This window comes from Rhizobacter sp. P5_C2 (assembly GCF_054049715.1).
Window position 1 is genome coordinate 1 of record NZ_JBFULV010000055.1, and the last position, 16,033, is coordinate 16,033.

The following is a 16,033-nucleotide window of genomic DNA, read 5'->3' on the forward strand; positions in this document are numbered from 1 at the left end:
GCCCGTGTCTGCGCCGCCGCCTTCTCCGCCTGCCATCGCCAGGCCGCCGGTGGCAGCAGCGCCGGCGCAGGTTCGCCCCGCGGTGCGCCCCGAGGTTCGCGACAACGAGCCGCCGCCCTGGCTCGACGTGCCCTTCGATGACGAGCCCGCCGGTTCGTCGGCCCCGATGCCCGAGCCCGATGACGAGCCGCGTGCGCGCAGCGCTGGGGCACCGTCCGCGCCGGTTCCGGTGCCGATGGCCGCGACCCCGGTGCCGAGCGTCGATCGCACGCCGCTCGGCGACCGCTGGAACGACATCTTCATGCAGATGGTGCAGGCCAATGCCATCGGCGCGCTGGTGCGCGAGCTCGCGCTGCAAGGCCAGTGCATCGCCGTCGACGAGCAGGGCGCCGAGCAGGTCTGGCGCCTGCGCGTCGAGCGCGAGACGCTGCGCGCCGACGTGCAGCGCAACAAGCTGCAGGCGGCGCTGGCCACGCAGCTCGGGCGCCCGGTGCGGCTCGAGGTCGAGCCCGGCGTGCCCACCGATTCACCGGCCTTGCGCGCTGCCGCCGAGCGCGCGCGTCGCCAGGCCGAGGCCGAACAGATCATCCACAACGACCCGCTGGTGCAGGCCCTGATGCAGCAGTTCAAGACGGCGCGCATCGTGCCCGGCTCGGTCAAACCCCACTGAAACACGAGGACCCCACACCATGATGAAGAACCAACTCGCCGGCCTGATGAAGCAGGCCCAGGCGATGCAGGACAACCTGAAGAAGGCGCAGGAAGAACTCGCCCACATCGAGGTCGAAGGCCAGTCCGGCGCCGGCCTCGTGAAGGTCACGATGACCTGCAAGCACGACGTGAAGCGCGTCGTGATCGACCCGAGCCTGCTGGCCGACGACAAGGACATGCTCGAAGACCTGGTCGCCGCTGCCTTCAACGACGGCATCCGCCGCGCCGAAGAGGTGTCGGCCGAGAAGATGGGCAAGCTGACCGCCGGCATGCCGCTGCCCCCGGGCATGAAGTTCCCGTTCTGATCCGTGGCCGAGCCTGCACTGGATGGATTGATCGAAGCGCTGCGCCGCCTGCCCGGCGTCGGGCAGAAATCCGCGCAGCGCATGGCCTTCCACCTGCTGCAGCATGACCGCGATGGCGCGGCGCGCATCGCCGCGTCGCTGCAGAAGGCGATGGCCGACGTGCGCCACTGCGAACGCTGCCACACCTTCACCGAAGGTGCGATCTGCAGCACTTGCGCCGACGAGCGGCGCGATGCGCGGCTGCTGTGCGTCGTCGAGACGCCGGCCGACCAGGCGGCGCTCGAGCGCACCGGCAGCTACAAGGGGCTGTACTTCGTGCTGATGGGGCGATTGAGCCCGCTCGATGGTGTCGGCGCGCACGACATCGGCCTCGCGCAGCTGATCGAGCGCGCCACCGACGGTTCGGTCGAGGAGGTGATCGTCGCGACCAACTTCACCGCCGAAGGCGAGGCCACCGCGCACGTGATCGGCGAGACGCTCAAATCACGCGGGCTGCGCGTCACGCGCCTGGCGCGCGGCGTGCCGATCGGCAGCGAACTCGAATACGTCGACCTGGGCACCATCGCCCATGCGTTGAGCGATCGGCGCTAGGAACGGGGCAGGGGTCTCAGCGCTTCGCGACCCGCGTGGTCCGCTTGGCGGCCGGCCGATGCGCCTTCGACGCCGTGCGCACCGACTTGCGCGCCGTCGCCTTGCTCGCGACGAACACATACACCGTCTGCCCCGGCTTGAAGTTCGCGCCGACCGTCGTCTTGTTCCACAGTGCCACCTGCGCCGCGCTCACGCGGTAGCGCTGCGCGACCGTGGCCACGCTCTCGCGCTTGCCGGCCTTCAGCGCCATGCGGCGCAGCGCCGGCGATTCGGACACCAGCGACATCATCGCGTTGTCCGCCAGGTGCTCCGACACATCGGTCTGGCGGCTCTCGGCGCGCGGCACCAGCAGCGTCGACCCGGCCCGCACCAGCATGCGCGGCGGGATGTTGTTGACCTCGCGCAGCTGCGCCTCGGTCATGCCCACCTGCTTGGCCGCATCGGCCGGGCGCAGCGTGCGCGGCGCGACCCAGGCCGTCCAGGTGGCCAGCGGGCCGCGGTGCTCGCCGATGCTGCGCACGAACTGGGCCGCGTTGTCGTAGGGCAGCAGCAGCTGCGGCGTGCCGGCCGCCAGGATCACCGGCCGGTTCATCTGCGGGTTCAGTGTCTGGAACTCGTCGTGCGACACACCGGCCAGCCGCACCGCCAGCGCCACGTCGATGTCGCGCTCGATCGGCACGCTGAGGAAGTACGGGTGGTTGTCGAGCGACGGCAGCGCCAGCAGGTAGGTCTCCGGGTGCAGCACGATGTTCTTCACCGCCTGCAGCTTCGGCACGTAGTACGCCGTCTCGTTCGGCATCTTCAGGCTGAGGTAGTCGGTCGGCTTGCCGGCGCGCCGGTTGCGCGCGATGGCGCGCTGCACGTTGCCTTCGCCCCAGTTGTAGGCGGCGAGCGCCAGGTGCCAGTCGCCGAACATGTCGTGCAGCCGGGCCAGGTAGTCGAGCGCGGCGCGCGTCGAGTCGAGCACCGAGCGGCGGTCGTCGCGGAACACGTTCTGCTTCAACGAGAAGGTGCTGCCGGTGGCCGGCATGAACTGCCACATGCCCGAGGCCTTGGCCGACGACACCGCCTGCGGGTTGAACGCGCTCTCGACGAAGGGCAGCAGCGCGAGTTCGGTCGGCATGCCGCGGCGTTCGACCTCCTCGACGATGTGGAACAGGTAGCGGCTGCCGCGCTCGGTCATGCGCTGCACGTAGTCGGGCCGCGAGGCATACCAGCGCTCGGCGGTGCGCACCTGGTCGGTGTCGAGGTCGGGCATCGCGTAGCCGTGGCGCAGCCGCGCCCACAGGTCGATGGTCGCGGTGGGCGCGTTGAGGTCGACCTTCTCTTCGGGGCGCAGCGGATCGATCGGCGGCGCGACGGCCGGGCCTTCGGCGACCGTGCTGCCGTCGACTCCCGAGGCGGCCGACGCGGGGGCGCTGGCCGCCGCCGACACCTCGGGTGCGGAGGCCGCGGAGGCTGCGCCCGCGATGCCGCCCTCGGTGGGGGTGGTCGTGGCACACGCGGCCAGCAGCGCCAGCATGGCGAACAGGCCCAGGCCGCAGCCTCGTCGCAGGATCAGGGGCAGCGTCAAGCTCAGGTCGGTCATCAGAAGTTGTTTTTCCAGTGGCGCAGCGCAGCCAGCACGTCGACTTCGTCGTCGGGCCGGGCGCCGTGGGTGGCGGCGGCAGTGGCCACCTCGGATTGTGCACAGCGCATGAAGGGATTGATGCGGCGCTCTTGCGCGATCGAGCTCGGCAGCGTCGCGCGGCCGTCGGCGCGCAGCGCTTCGCAGCGGGCGGTGTAGTCGAGCAGGTCGCGGTTGTGGGGCTCGACGGCGCGGGCGAACTTCAGGTTCGACAGCGTGTACTCGTGCGCGCAGCACACCCGCGTGTCGCCGGGCAGCGCGGCCAGGCGCGACAGCGAGTGGAGCATCTGCGCCGGCGTGCCTTCGAAGAGCCGGCCGCAGCCGCCGGAGAAGAGGGTGTCGCCGCAGAAGAGGATCGGCGCGTCGCCATCGCTCGCTGCACTGAAGTACGCGATGTGGCCGGCGGTGTGTCCCGGCACGTCGATCACCTCGAAACGCTGGCCCAGCCACTCGGCGATATCGCCATCGTTCAGCGGTGTGAAGGGGTTCGGGATCTTCTCGCGCGCCGGTCCGTAGACGGGGCCTTGCAGGCGGGGCCGCAGCGCATCGACGCCGCCGACATGGTCGCCATGGTGATGGGTCACTAGAATCGCCGACAGCCTCAGGCCATGTGCGTCCAGCGCTTGCTCCACCGGTGCCGATTCACCCGGATCGACGACGAGAGCCTGCCGGCCATCGTGAAGCATCCAGATGTAGTTATCGGCGAAGGCTGGCAGGGCAAGCAGTTTCATGACACAAGTCGGCGGGATTATAGGTTTGGCCCAGTGGCTGGAGACCCCCCCGGGGCGCTACCTGCTGGCCTGGGAACAGGCCCAACTCGATCGAAACGTGGCCGATGTGTTCGGATTTCACGCTTTGCAGCTCGGCATGACCGAGCTCGAGGGCCTGCGTGCCAACCGCATGCCCCACCGTTGGGTGGCCCTCGACGCGCAGGGTGTGGAGGCGCGAAGGCCGGTGGTGGAGGGCGATCCGGCCGCAGAAGTTCCCGCCGATGTGGCTGTGGATGTTTCCGTCGCTGTCTCCGGCGATGTGCCTGGCGGCCGCGTGGCGGTGGTGCTGCGCTGCGATTTCGATGCGCTGCCCTTCGATTCGCAAAGCCTCGACCTGGTCGTGCTGCCGCACACGCTCGAGCTTGCGCGCGATCCGCACCTGGCCCTCGGCGAGGTCGAGCGCGTGCTGCGGCCCGAAGGGCGCGTCGTGATCCTCGGCTTCAACCCGACCAGCCTGTGGGGCCTGCGCCAGCGGCTCGGCCGCTTGCTGCGCTACATCGGCTTTTCGCGCCAGAAGCCGCTTTTCCTGCCCAGCGACGGCGAGTTCCTCGGCTATTGGCGGCTGCGCGACTGGCTGCGGCTGCTCAGCTTCGAGGTGCAGGGCGGGCGCTTCGGCTGTTATCGTCCGCCCCTCAAGACCGATGCGTGGCTGGCGCGCTATGCCTGGACCGAACGCATCGGCGAACGCTGGTGGCCGGTGCTGGGCAGCGTGTACCTGCTGGTGGCGGTGAAGCGCGTGCGCGGCATGCGGCTGGTCGGCCTGATCCGCCAGCAGCGCACCGCGGGCCAGCGCGCGGCCACGGTGGCCAGCCACCGCGCCCACCAGCGTGCAGATTCTTCTTCCGAGACCCCATGACCGAAGCACTTCCCGAACCGCCGCAGATCAAGCGCCCGCAGGTCCTCATCTACACCGACGGCGCCTGCAAGGGCAACCCCGGCAAGGGCGGCTGGGGCGCGTGGCTGCGCACCGGCGAGCACGAGAAAGAGATGTTCGGCGGCGAGCGCCTGACCACCAACAACCGGATGGAGCTCACCGCGGTGATCGAGGCGCTCGCGTCGTTGAAGCGCACCTGCGACGTGATCCTCTACACCGACAGCGAGTACGTGCGCAAAGGCATCACCGAGTGGATCCACGGCTGGAAGACGCGCGGCTGGAAGACGGCCGACAAGAAGCCGGTGAAGAACGCCGAGCTGTGGCAGCGGCTCGACGGGTTGCGCAACCTGCACCACGTCGACTGGCGCTGGGTGAAGGGGCACGCGGGCGATCCGGGGAACGAGCGTGCGGACCAGTTGGCGAACAAGGGCGTCGAGAGCGTTCGCTAGGTCAAACCAAACCGTCGAACGGCAGGATCTCGACCACGCTGCCGGCCGCCACATCGCCCTGCGCATGTGGCAACACCACCAGCCCGTTCGCCTCGCTCATGCTGCGCAACACGCCCGAGCCCTGCGCGCCGGTGATCGCGACCTGCCACGCTCCATCGGCCGCGCGCGACACGATCCCGCGCTGGTACTCGGTGCGCCCCGGCCGCTTGCGGATCAGCGTCGTGCAGCGCGCCTGCAGCATCGGCAGCGGCGCACCCACAGCCCCCGACATCGCGAGCAGCGCATCGCGCACGAAGGTGTAGAACGCGACCATCACCGCGACCGGGTTGCCCGGCAGCCCGAACAGCACCGCCTCGCGGCCGTTGCTCGCGATGCGGCCCACCGCCATCGGCCGCCCCGGCCGCATCGCGATGCGCCAGAACAGCACCTCGCCGAGACGCGCCATCACCGCGCGCGTGTGGTCGGCCTCGCCGACGCTGACGCCGCCCGAGGTGATCACCACGTCGGCGTTCTCGACCGCATGCCGCAGCGCGGCTTCGAGCGCGGCGGGTTCGTCGCGCACGACCCCCAGGTCGAGCACCTCGACGCCGAGCCGCTGCAGCATGCCCCACAGTGTGTAGCGGTTGCTGTCGTAGACGCAGCCTTCGTCGAGCGTCTCGCCGACCGAGCGCAGCTCGTCGCCGGTGGAAAAGAAAGCCACGCGCGGGCGGCGCCACACCGGCAGTTCGCCGCGGCCGAGCGAGGCGACGAGCCCGAGATCGGCCGGCCGCAGCGCGCGGCCGGCGTGCAGCGCGATGCTGCCGCGCGCCAGGTCTTCGCCGGCTCGTCGCCGGTTCGCACCGGTCTTCACGGCACCGGCCGGCAGGGTGATGCGGTCGCCGTCGACGGTCACGAATTCTTGCGGCACGACGGTGTCGAGCCCGGCCGGCATCACCGCGCCGGTCATGATGCGCACGCACTGGCCCGCGGCGATCGCCTGCCCGATCACCTGGCCTGCGAGTTCGGTCGCGGCCACCGTGAGCGTGATGGCGCCGGCGGCGCGCAGCTCGCTGCCGCGGAACGCATAGCCGTCCATCGCCGCGTTGTCTTGCGGCGGCACCGCGATCGTCGAGACGATGTCCTGCGCCAGCACGCGGCCCAGGCTCGCGCGCAGCGACAGGTGCTCGACCGCCTGCACGCGCGGCAGCATGCGCGCGATGAAGGCGCGCGCCACGTCCACCGGCAGGTCGTCGGCGTCGTAGCCGTGCAGCCCGAGGGCCAGGTCGTTCAATGCGGGCATGGGAGCGGGTGTCAGCAGGGAACCGACAGGGTCAGCGACATCAGGTCCTTGTCATGGTAGACGCCGTCGAGCTTGATCGCGTGCTTCAGCGTGCCGTAACGAACGAAGCCCGCGCCCTCGTAGAGCCGCACCGCGCGCCGGTTGGTCGACGTGACCGACAGCGTCAGCAGCTCGATGCCGTCTGCCGCTTGCGCCTGCTCGATGCAGGCGGCCAGCAAGGCCCGCCCGATGCCGCGGCCCGCCGCCTGCGCCTGCACCATCATCCCGACGATGTGGCCGATGTGGCGGACCTTGGCGCGGTTCTCGCGCTCGCAGGTGAGGGCGCCCAGCAGCTCGCCGTCGTCCCAGGCGCCGAGCGTGAACTGGCCGCCGCCGACGTGGCCCAGCCCGAGCCGGGGCAGGTAGACCTCGGCCGGCTTGCGCGATTCGGTGTGCGCGTCGGAGGTGAAGGCGTCGGGGAAGGCGTGCAGCATGCCGTCGCGCAAGGCCTTGTAGGCCGGCAGGTCGGCCACGCCCAGCGCGCGGATCACGAGCAGGTCGGGGGCGGCGCGGCGCGCGGAGTCGGCCGCGTTCATCGCGTCGGGGCTCATCCGCCGATGTAATGCATCTCGACGCGGCGCTCGGCCGGTGCGGACGACGGCTGCGCAACGGCCTCGCTGCGCAGTTCGGAATAGCGGTCGGCGCGGCGGTTCCAGACGCCGCCGATCGCCGCCGAGATCTCGGCATCGCTGCGGCCTTCGCGCAGCAGCGCGCGCAGGTCGTGGCCGCGGTTCGCGAACAGGCAGAGGTAGAGCTTGCCTTCGGTGGAAAGCCGCGCGCGGTTGCAGTCGTGGCAGAAGGCCTGCGTGACGCTCGAGATCACGCCGACCTCGCCGCCGCCGTCGGCATAGCGCCAGCGCTGTGCGGTCTCGCCCAGCTGCTGCGCGCCGATCGGCAGCAGCGGAAACTCGGCGCCGAGGCGCGCGACCACCTCGGCCGACGGCAGCACCTCGTCCATGCGCCAGCCGTTGGTGGCGCCGACATCCATGTACTCGATGAAGCGCAGCACCACGCCGGTGTGGCGGAAGTGCCGCGCCATCGCGACGATCTGGTCGTCGTTGGTGCCGCGCTTGACCACCATGTTGACCTTGATCGGGCCGAGCCCGACGCGCTGCGCCGCGTCGATGCCGGCCAGCACGTCGGCGACCGGGAAGTCGGCGTCGTTCATGCGGCGGAACACCGCGTCGTCGAGCGCGTCGAGGCTCACGGTGATGCGCTGCAGGCCGGCATCCTTCAGCGCCTGCGCCTTCCTCGCGAGTACCGAGCCGTTGGTGGTCAGCGTGAGATCGAGCGGCGCGCCGTCAACGGTGCGCAGCGTGGCCAGCATCCCGACCAGGCGCTCCAGGTTCTTGCGCAGCAGCGGCTCGCCGCCGGTCAGGCGGATCTTGCGCACGCCGTGCGCGACGAACACGTCGGCCAGGCGCGCGATCTCCTCGAAGCTCAGCAGCGAGCTGTGCGGCAGGAACTCGTAGTGCTTGTCGAAGACTTCCTTCGGCATGCAGTAGCTGCAGCGGAAGTTGCAGCGGTCGGTCACCGAGATGCGCAGGTCGCGCAGCGGCCGGCCGAGCGTGTCGGCCAGCAGGCCGGTGGGGGCCGTCGAATGCTGGGGCACCACCGGCACGCTGGAGGCGTAGCGGTGGTCTGCCAGCGGGATCACTTTGTCGACCATGGGCGGATTGTGCCCGGCCGGTATTTGTCGGATGGGCGTGGGGCGATTCGGCCGCTCAGGCCTTGACGGCGTGGGCGGACTTCACAGCCGGTTTGCGGCGTGTCTTGTGGCTGGCCTTGCGCGTCGCCGGCGGGCTGCTCGGCTTCAGCACCTCGGGCAGCGGCTCGGCGGCCGCGGTCGCTTCGAGCGCCGGCGCATCATCGGCCTGCTCGGCACGGCGGGCGCCGGTGAAGCGCTTGGCCCAGTAGGAGAAGCGCATGTCCTCGACCCGCACTTCGCCGCCCGGCTTGGGCGCGTGGATGAACTTGCCTTCGCCGATGTAGATGCCGACGTGCGAGAAGGTGCGGCGCAGCGTGTTGAAGAACACCAGGTCGCCGGGCTTCAGGTCGTCGCGCTTGACGGCGTGCAGGCCCTTGGCGCGCGCCTGCTCGTCGGCACGGCGCGGCAGCACGAGGCCCAGGCTGCTCTCGAAGATGTGGCGGGTGAAGCCGCTGCAGTCGAAGCCGGAATCGGCATCGTTGCCGCCGCGCCGGTAAGGTACGCCGAGGAAGTTCATCGCGGTCAGCACCATGTCGGACGCCTTCTGGCGGACGTGCTGGGTGAAGCTCTCGGGGGCGACTGCGGCCGGCATTGCAGCAGGGGAAGATGCCGGCTCGGCGGGCGGCGCCGCGGCCGGGGTGGCGGCCGCGCCACCCGGTGCAATCAGGCCCTTGTCGCTCAGCAGGTTGATGATCTGGTCGGTGTCGGCCCAGGCGCTGCCGCAGGCGAAGGCCAACGCCACCACGGAGCTGCGCACGAAAAGAGGGACGGCCAACCGAAACATGCCGCGCAGCATAAAAGAGTCACCGGCCACCGTCAACGGCAAAAGTCCTTTGAAAACCGGCACTTAGCACGTTCTTTTCAGGCTTTTCCTGGGTTGTTGCGGGGGTGTTTCTGTGGTGTAACAGAGGGTATGGACTCCTACCGAGACTTTCATGCACGCTCGCTGGCCGACCGCGACGGCTTCTGGTCGGAACAGGCGGCGCTGATCGAGTGGGAGCGGCCGTTCGACCAGGTCTGCGACGCCAGCCACCCGCCGTTCGCGCGCTGGTTCGTCGGCGGGCGGACCAACCTGTGCCACAACGCGGTCGACCGGCACCTGGCTGCGCGCGCCGACCAGGACGCGCTGATCCACGTTTCCAGCGAGACCGGCGACGAGCGGCGCTACAGCTTCCGCGAGCTGCATGCCGAGGTGCAGCGCATGGCGGCCATCCTGCTGGCGCTGGGTGTGAAGCAGGGCGACCGCGTGCTGGTCTACCTGCCGATGATTCCGGAGGCGGCGTTCGCGATGCTCGCCTGTGCCCGCATCGGCGCGATCCATTCGGTGGTGTTCGGTGGTTTTGCGAGTGCGAGCCTGGCCAGCCGGATCGACGATGCGCAGCCGGTGCTGATCGTCAGCGCCGATGCCGGCAGCCGCGGCGGCAAGGTCGTCGCCTACAAGCCGCTGCTCGACGAGGCGATGCGGCTGGCCGATCACCCCACGCCGCGCACGCTGATGATCGACCGCGGGCTCGCGCCGATGCAACTCGATGCGCAGCGCGATGCGTCGTACGAGACGCTGCGGGCGGCGCACTTCGATGCTGTCGTGCCCTGCACCTGGGTCGAGTCCACGCAGCCGAGCTACACGCTCTATACCAGCGGCACCACCGGCCGGCCGAAGGGCGTGCAGCGCGACACCGGCGGGTATGCGGTGGCACTGGCCGCGAGCATGAAGCACATCTTCCAGGGGCGGGCCGGCGAGACCTTCTTCTGCACCAGCGACATCGGCTGGGTGGTCGGCCACAGCTACATCGTCTACGGGCCGCTGATCGCCGGAATGGCGACGCTGATGTACGAGGGGCTGCCGATCCGGCCCGATGCGGCGGTGTGGTGGAGCCTGGTCGAGAAGTACCGCGTCAGCGTGATGTTCAGTTCGCCGACCGCGGTGCGGGTGCTGAAGAAGCACGACGTCGCGCTGCTGAAGCGGCACGACCTGTCGAGCCTGCGCGCGCTGTTCCTGGCCGGCGAGCCGCTGGACGAGCCGACCGCGCGCTGGATCGCCGAGGGCATCGGCAAGCCGGTGATCGACAACTACTGGCAGACGGAGACCGGCTGGCCGATCCTGACGATCGCCAATGGCGTGGAGCCGGCAGCAGGCAAGTTCGGCAGCCCCGGCGTCGCGATGTACGGCTATGACGTGAAGCTGGTCGACGAGCTGAGCGGCGAGGAACTGACCAAGCCGAACCAGAAAGGCGTGCTGGTGATCGAGGGGCCGCTGCCGCCCGGTTGCATGCAGACGGTGTGGCGCGACGATGCGCGCTTCGTCGACACCTACTGGAAGACGATCCCCGGGCGCATGGTCTACAGCACCTTCGACTGGGGCGTGCGCGACGAGGACGGCTACTACTTCATCCTCGGGCGCACCGACGACGTGATCAACGTCGCCGGCCACCGGCTCGGCACGCGCGAGATCGAGGAGAGCATCAGCAGCCACCCGGCGGTGGCCGAGGTGGCGGTGGTGGGCGTGGCCGACGCGCTGAAGGGCCAGGCCGCGATGGCCTTCGTCGTGCTGCGCGATGCGGGCCAGGCGGGCGACGAGGGCGCGCGGCTGCGGCTGGAGGGGGAGGTGATGAAGACGGTCGAGCAAGGGCTCGGCGCGATCGCGCGGCCGTCGCGCGTGCACTTCGTCAATGCGCTGCCGAAGACGCGCTCCGGCAAGCTGCTGCGCCGCGCGATCCAGGCCGTGTGCGAGCACCGCGACCCGGGCGACCTCACCACCATCGAGGATCCGACCGCGTTGCAGCAGATCCGCGACCGAGTGTCCGCCGGTTAGAGCACCTCGGAGGCGAAATCGGCCAGGCGCGAACGCTCGCCACGCGCCAAGGTGACATGCCCCGAATGCGGCCAGCCCTTGAAGCGGTCGACCGCGAACGTCAGCCCCGAACTGCCCTCGGTCAGGTACGGCGTGTCGATCTGCGCCAGGTTGCCCAGGCACACGATCTTCGTGCCCGGCCCGGCGCGCGTGATCAGTGTCTTCATCTGCTTGGGCGTCAGGTTCTGCGCCTCGTCGATGATCACGAACTTGTTCAGGAAGGTGCGCCCGCGCATGAAGTTCAGGCTCTTGATCTTGATCTTGCTGCGCACCAGGTCGTTGGTGGCCGCGCGGCCCCATTCGCCGGCGGCACCATCGGTCTTGGACAGCACCTCGAGGTTGTCGTCGAGCGCGCCCATCCACGGCGACATCTTCTCTTCCTCGGTGCCCGGCAGGAAGCCGATGTCTTCACCGACCGGCACCGTCACGCGGGTCACGATGATCTCGGTGTAGCGGCGGTCGTCCATCACCTGCGACAGCCCGGCCGCCAGCGTCATCAGCGTCTTGCCGGTGCCGGCGGTGCCGGTCAGCGTGATGAAGTCGCAGTCCGGATCCATCAGCAGGTTCAGCGCGAAGTTCTGTTCGCGGTTGCGCGCGGTGACGCCCCACACCGCGTTCTTCTGGTGGGTGTACTCGCGCAGCGTGCGCAGCACCGCGGTCTTGCCGGTGATCTCGGTGACCTTGGCGTACAGCGGGGCCGCGCCCGGGGCCTCGAGGTAGACGAACTGGTTGACGAGCAGCGCCGGCACCATCGGCCCGCTGATGCGGTAGTAGGTGAGGCCGCCCTGGTTCCAGCTCTCCATGGTCTTGCCATGGCGATCCCAGAAATCAGCCGGCAGCGCGAGCACGCCGGTGTAGAGCAGGTCGCCGTCGTCCAGCGTCTTGTCGTTGGTGTAGTCCTCGGCCGCCAGGCCCAGCGCACGCGCCTTGATGCGCATGTTGATGTCCTTCGACACCAGCACCACCTCGCGGCCTTGCTGCTGGTCGCGCAGCGCCTGCACGACGCCCAGGATCTGGTTGTCGGCCTTGCCCTGCGGCAGCCCTTGCGGCAGCGTCACGTTGACCAGCGTGGTCTGGAAGAACAGCTTGCCGCCGGCCTCGCGGTGGCCGGTGGTCGCCAGCGGCAGGCCGTCGGCCATGTCGCGCCCGGGCTGGTCGGACAGGCCGCCGGCCAGTGCGTCGAGGTCGCGGCTCACCTGGCGCGCATTGCGGGCGACTTCGGACATGCCTTTCTTGTGATCGTCGAGTTCCTCGAGCGTGATCATCGGCAGGTAGACGTCGTGTTCCTCGAAGCGGAACAGGCAGGTCGGGTCGTGCATCAACACGTTGGTGTCGAGCACGAACAGCTTCGCCGGGCCGCTGCCGCGCGGCTTGCGCAGCTTCGGCTCGGGGGCAGGGCGGCGTGCCGCCGTGGTGGCCGGGCTCGCGGCCGAAGGCGCCGTCACCGGCGCGATGGCCTTGGCGGTGACCACCGGTGCGGCTTCGCGCGGTGCATCGAACAGGTCGAGCACCGCCGGCGAGGCGGGTTCCTCGCTGCGTTTGTTCTGCGTGCGTTTGCCGGGCTTGGGGGCGGCCTGTGATTCGAAGTCGGCGGGGGTCAGGAGGGCGGCGCGTTTGGCAGGCGGCTTGGGCAGTGGCATGGGTGTGTGTCAGGTAAAAACAAAAAAGCCGCGCGGTTGCCCGAGCGGCTTGATGATGACTGGCTGTCTGAATTCACAACTCACAGGCATGGCCCATTATGCACATCCACGATGACACCTCAACAAAACTCCCGCCATCGTGGATTTGGTGATTCGAGCGCCGTGATCCGTGTGAAGCGGATCAGCCCTTCTTCAGGCCCTTGACGGCCTTCAGCACTTCGTCGACGTGGCCGGCGACCTTGAGGCCGCGCCATTCGACCCGCAGCACGCCTTCACCGTCGATCAGGAAGGTGCTGCGCTCGATGCCCTTGACCTTCTTGCCGTACATGATCTTGTTCTTGACGACGCCGAACATGTGGCAGAGCTTTTCTTCGGTATCGGCGATCAGCTCGAACGGCAGCTCGAGGTTCTGCTTGAACTTGTCGTGCGAACTCATGTTGTCGCGCGAGACGCCAAAAACCACCGCGCCGGCCTTGACGAAATCCTTGTGCCGATCGCGAAACTGCATGGCCTCGGTGGTACAACCGGGCGTGTTGTCCTTCGGGTAGAAGTAAAGAACGACGATCTGCCCCGCGAAGGCGGCGGGCGTGAACTTCACGCCCCCGGTTGCGAGCGCTTCAAATTCCGGGAGGGGTTTGTTGAGGGCTGGCGTCATGAAGAATTCTGGGGAGTTGCGCCGCGGGAGGCGTAGCCGTTGATTATAAGGCCATGGCCATTGCGCCCCGGCATCCCCTCAGCCCCCCAACAGCAGGCCGACCACCGCACGGCGTCCTTCGGACACCAGCACGTTGTAGGTGCGGCAGGCCGCCGCAGTGTCCATCGTCTCGATGCCGATGCGCTTGTCGATCAACGGGCGCAGCAGCGCGGGTGACGGGAACCGGATGCGATCCCCGCTGCCGAAGATCACCAGTTCGGGCGACAGCGCCGCGATCGCGGCGAAGTGCTCGGCCGTGAGGTCCTCGAAGCGCTCGACATTCCACGCCACCACCTCGCCCTGCCAGGGCACGACGATGCTGCTGCGATGCACGACGCCGTTGATCGAGACGGCCCCGGGGATCAGGCCGGAGACGGCGTTGACGCCTTCGATGCGATCGGGTTGGAGTTTCATCCGGAAATTCTCTTCTATCTGGCCCACTTTTGAAGATGGCGTTATCTGGAAATTGGATGGCACGACTGCGACCCGAGCGTTACGAACTGGACGTTCAGGGACACATCCAAAACGCGAGCGCATGGCAACGACACAAGCAGAACAGGCATTGAGAGAGATGGGGGCGGCGTGCCGTCGCTTCAACAGGTTGATCGGCGATTTGCATGCGCGCATCGACGATGATCGAACTCGGGCTGGAAACGACTTCAAGCGGCACACCAGCATCCGCTTGACGACCGGGGCGGCGGGCGCCGACTTCCCGAGCGTGCTGGCGGGATTGCTGGACCTGTCGGGCGTCACCTGGCCGGGTCAGGTCACGCGAGCCCTGGGCACGCTGTGGACTGGCCTGGTCTGTGCTGCCCGAGTCCGCTACCTGCTTGCCTGGGAGAAGCCGGAAGACACGCCGCGGCCGGGCGGCGCGGGTTCGCTGGCGGCGAAGCGCTTGCGGAGATCGATGAGCAGCCTGTCCGGCATCAGCCTCGACGACAAGCCGATGACGCCGCGCGAGAGGCCCATCAAGCAAAAGCTCGAAGCATGGACGCCCCGCAAGCCACCCGAGTCGCACGAGTCCTCTTCGTCGACATCGCGCGGATCCCCGGCGTCTTCTTCCGACGACAACCCGTCTTGACCGTCCGCCGCGATGCCTGTGCGAAAATTTCCCTCCCGCCACCGTGGCGTGCCGAGCACCGCATCGCATGGCACCCGCGACCCCGACCCGGAGCCCCCGTTGAAACCCATCGCCAAGTCCAGCAAGCTTGCCAGCGTCTGCTACGACATCCGCGGGCCCGTGCTCGAGAAGGCCCGGCAGATGGAGGAAGAGGGCCAGAAGATCATCAAGCTGAACATCGGCAACCTCGCGGTGTTCGGCCTCGAGCCGCCGGACGAGATCGTGCAGGACATGATCCGCAACCTGCCGCATTCGGCCGGCTACACCGATTCGAAGGGGCTGTTCGCCCCGCGCAAGGCGGTCGTCCACTACTCGCAAGAGAAGAACATCGCCGGCGTCACCGTCGACGACGTCTACCTCGGCAACGGCGCTTCCGAGCTGATCGCGATGAGCATGAACGCGCTGCTCAACGACCGCGACGAGGTGCTGGTGCCGGCCCCCGACTACCCGCTGTGGACCGCCTCGGTGGCCCTCTCGGGCGGCACCGCGGTGCACTACGTCTGCGACGAGCAGAGCGACTGGTTCCCCGACATCGCCGACATCAAGGCGAAGATCACACCGAACACCAAGGCGATCGTCGTGATCAACCCGAACAACCCGACCGGCGCGTTGTACCCCGACAGCCTGCTGCTCGAGATCGTCGAGCTCGCGCGCCAGCACGAGCTGATCATCTTCGCCGACGAGATCTACGACAAGACGCTGTACGACGGCAACACCCACACCAGCATCGCGTCGCTCGCGACCGACGTGCTGTTCGTCACCTTCAACGGCCTCAGCAAGAACTACCGCTCCTGCGGCTACCGCGCCGGCTGGATGGTCGTCTCGGGCGAGAAGCGCCATGCGCGCGACTACATCGAGGGGCTGAACATGCTCGCGTCGATGCGCCTGTGCTCGAACACGCCCGGCCAGCTCGCGATCCAGACTGCCCTCGGCGGCTACCAGAGCATCAAGGACCTGGTCGCCCCGGGCGGGCGGCTGTGCCGCCAGCGCGACCTCGCACACCAGCTGCTGACGCAGATCCCCGGCGTCAGCTGCGTGAAGCCGAAGGCCGCGCTGTACATGTTCCCGCGCCTGGACCCCAAGCTGTACCCGATCGCCGACGACCAGCAGTTCGCCTATGACCTGCTCGCCGACGAGAAGGTGCTGATCGTGCAGGGCACCGGCTTCAACTGGCTGCAGCCCGATCACTTCCGGCTGGTCTTCCTGCCGAACTCCGACGATCTCTCCGACGCGATCGGCCGCATCGCGCGCTTCCTCGACCACTATCGCAAGCGTCATTCGCACTGAAATGACCCCCCCGAAGCGCCTTCGGCGCCTCCCCCCGGGGGGCGCCGCCAGCGGCCCGGCGAAGCCGGTTCCGCGGCGGCCGCTTGGC

Annotated in this window: 17 protein-coding genes; 8 read left to right on the top strand and 9 right to left on the bottom strand. The window is 68.8% G+C overall.

Features of this window, described 5'->3' with window-relative positions; all coding sequences use genetic code 11:
* From ACXJLU_RS19980 to recR, 3 genes are all read left to right on the top strand, one after another.
* Positions 1 to 670, top strand: a 670-nt coding sequence (locus ACXJLU_RS19980; protein WP_457333945.1) for a DNA polymerase III subunit gamma/tau C-terminal domain-containing protein, incomplete at its 5' end; no start/stop codon positions are given.
* A 19-nt stretch (positions 671 to 689) separates the two neighbouring features.
* Positions 690 to 1,016 (top strand): YbaB/EbfC family nucleoid-associated protein, encoded by a 327-nt coding sequence (locus ACXJLU_RS19985; protein WP_073465330.1) that lies wholly within the window; start codon positions 690 to 692, stop codon positions 1,014 to 1,016.
* Positions 1,017 to 1,019: 3 nt separating this feature from the next.
* Positions 1,020 to 1,607 (top strand): recombination mediator RecR, encoded by a 588-nt coding sequence (gene recR / locus ACXJLU_RS19990; RefSeq protein WP_457333947.1) that lies wholly within the window; start codon positions 1,020 to 1,022, stop codon positions 1,605 to 1,607.
* A 16-nt stretch (positions 1,608 to 1,623) separates the two neighbouring features.
* Here recR and ACXJLU_RS19995 read toward each other — a convergent pair whose 3' ends face one another.
* Both ACXJLU_RS19995 and gloB read right to left on the bottom strand, forming a co-directional pair.
* Complete coding sequence (locus tag ACXJLU_RS19995; RefSeq protein WP_457333949.1) at positions 1,624 to 3,195, bottom strand: transglycosylase SLT domain-containing protein; 1,572 nt, start codon at positions 3,193 to 3,195, stop codon at positions 1,624 to 1,626.
* Positions 3,195 to 3,965, bottom strand: a complete 771-nt coding sequence (gloB, locus tag ACXJLU_RS20000; protein WP_457333951.1) for a hydroxyacylglutathione hydrolase — start codon at positions 3,963 to 3,965, stop codon at positions 3,195 to 3,197. Before gloB ends, ACXJLU_RS19995 begins: the two co-directional genes overlap by 1 nt.
* On the opposite strand from gloB, the gene ACXJLU_RS20005 reads away from it, so the two are divergent.
* Both ACXJLU_RS20005 and rnhA read left to right on the top strand, forming a co-directional pair.
* Positions 3,964 to 4,860, top strand: a complete 897-nt coding sequence (locus tag ACXJLU_RS20005; protein WP_457333953.1) for a class I SAM-dependent methyltransferase — start codon at positions 3,964 to 3,966, stop codon at positions 4,858 to 4,860. The genes gloB and ACXJLU_RS20005 overlap by 2 nt on opposite strands.
* The gene (gene rnhA / locus ACXJLU_RS20010; protein WP_073465334.1) at positions 4,857 to 5,327 is read left to right on the top strand and encodes a ribonuclease HI; all 471 of its coding nucleotides are present in this window, start codon (positions 4,857 to 4,859) and stop codon (positions 5,325 to 5,327) included. The genes ACXJLU_RS20005 and rnhA overlap by 4 nt, the downstream gene beginning before the upstream one ends.
* Position 5,328: 1 nt before the next feature.
* On the opposite strand, the gene moeA is transcribed toward rnhA, so the two are convergent.
* Genes moeA through ACXJLU_RS20030 form a run of 4 tightly spaced genes read right to left on the bottom strand, consistent with a single transcriptional unit; the run spans position 5,329 to position 9,137 of the window.
* Complete coding sequence (gene moeA, locus ACXJLU_RS20015) at positions 5,329 to 6,621, bottom strand: molybdopterin molybdotransferase MoeA (RefSeq protein WP_457334022.1); 1,293 nt, start codon at positions 6,619 to 6,621, stop codon at positions 5,329 to 5,331.
* Complete coding sequence (locus ACXJLU_RS20020) at positions 6,618 to 7,196, bottom strand: GNAT family N-acetyltransferase (protein WP_457333955.1); 579 nt, start codon at positions 7,194 to 7,196, stop codon at positions 6,618 to 6,620. The genes moeA and ACXJLU_RS20020 overlap by 4 nt, the downstream gene beginning before the upstream one ends.
* Positions 7,193 to 8,314, bottom strand: a complete 1,122-nt coding sequence (gene moaA, locus ACXJLU_RS20025; RefSeq protein WP_457333957.1) for a GTP 3',8-cyclase MoaA — start codon at positions 8,312 to 8,314, stop codon at positions 7,193 to 7,195. Before moaA ends, ACXJLU_RS20020 begins: the two co-directional genes overlap by 4 nt.
* 55 nt (positions 8,315 to 8,369) lie before the next feature.
* Positions 8,370 to 9,137: a C40 family peptidase gene (locus ACXJLU_RS20030; protein WP_457333959.1), complete on the bottom strand. Its 768-nt coding sequence runs from the start codon at positions 9,135 to 9,137 to the stop codon at positions 8,370 to 8,372.
* Positions 9,138 to 9,266: 129 nt separating this feature from the next.
* On the opposite strand from ACXJLU_RS20030, the gene ACXJLU_RS20035 reads away from it, so the two are divergent.
* The gene (locus tag ACXJLU_RS20035; RefSeq protein WP_457333961.1) at positions 9,267 to 11,165 is read left to right on the top strand and encodes a propionate--CoA ligase; all 1,899 of its coding nucleotides are present in this window, start codon (positions 9,267 to 9,269) and stop codon (positions 11,163 to 11,165) included.
* On the opposite strand, the gene ACXJLU_RS20040 is transcribed toward ACXJLU_RS20035, so the two are convergent.
* From ACXJLU_RS20040 to ACXJLU_RS20050, 3 genes are all read right to left on the bottom strand, one after another.
* Positions 11,162 to 12,844 carry a PhoH family protein gene (locus ACXJLU_RS20040; protein WP_457333963.1) on the bottom strand — a complete coding sequence of 561 codons (1,683 nt, stop codon included), beginning with the start codon at positions 12,842 to 12,844 and terminating at the stop codon, positions 11,162 to 11,164. The two genes, ACXJLU_RS20035 and ACXJLU_RS20040, sit on opposite strands and share 4 nt — an antisense overlap.
* Positions 12,845 to 13,025: 181 nt before the next feature.
* The gene (locus tag ACXJLU_RS20045) at positions 13,026 to 13,499 is read right to left on the bottom strand and encodes a peroxiredoxin (protein ID WP_073465340.1); all 474 of its coding nucleotides are present in this window, start codon (positions 13,497 to 13,499) and stop codon (positions 13,026 to 13,028) included.
* Positions 13,500 to 13,577: 78 nt separating this feature from the next.
* Entirely contained in the window at positions 13,578 to 13,952 is a 375-nt protein-coding gene (locus tag ACXJLU_RS20050) for an Mth938-like domain-containing protein (RefSeq protein ID WP_073465341.1), read from the bottom strand.
* Between the two features lie 121 nt (positions 13,953 to 14,073).
* Between ACXJLU_RS20050 and ACXJLU_RS20055 the strand changes: the two genes are divergently transcribed.
* Positions 14,074 to 14,619, top strand: coding sequence for a hypothetical protein (locus tag ACXJLU_RS20055; protein ID WP_457333965.1), 546 nt, complete (start codon positions 14,074 to 14,076; stop codon positions 14,617 to 14,619).
* 99 nt (positions 14,620 to 14,718) lie between these two features.
* A complete protein-coding gene (locus tag ACXJLU_RS20060) occupies positions 14,719 to 15,945 on the top strand; it encodes a pyridoxal phosphate-dependent aminotransferase (RefSeq protein ID WP_457333967.1) in 1,227 nt (408 codons plus the stop codon).
* Positions 15,946 to 16,033: the final 88 nt, after the last annotated feature.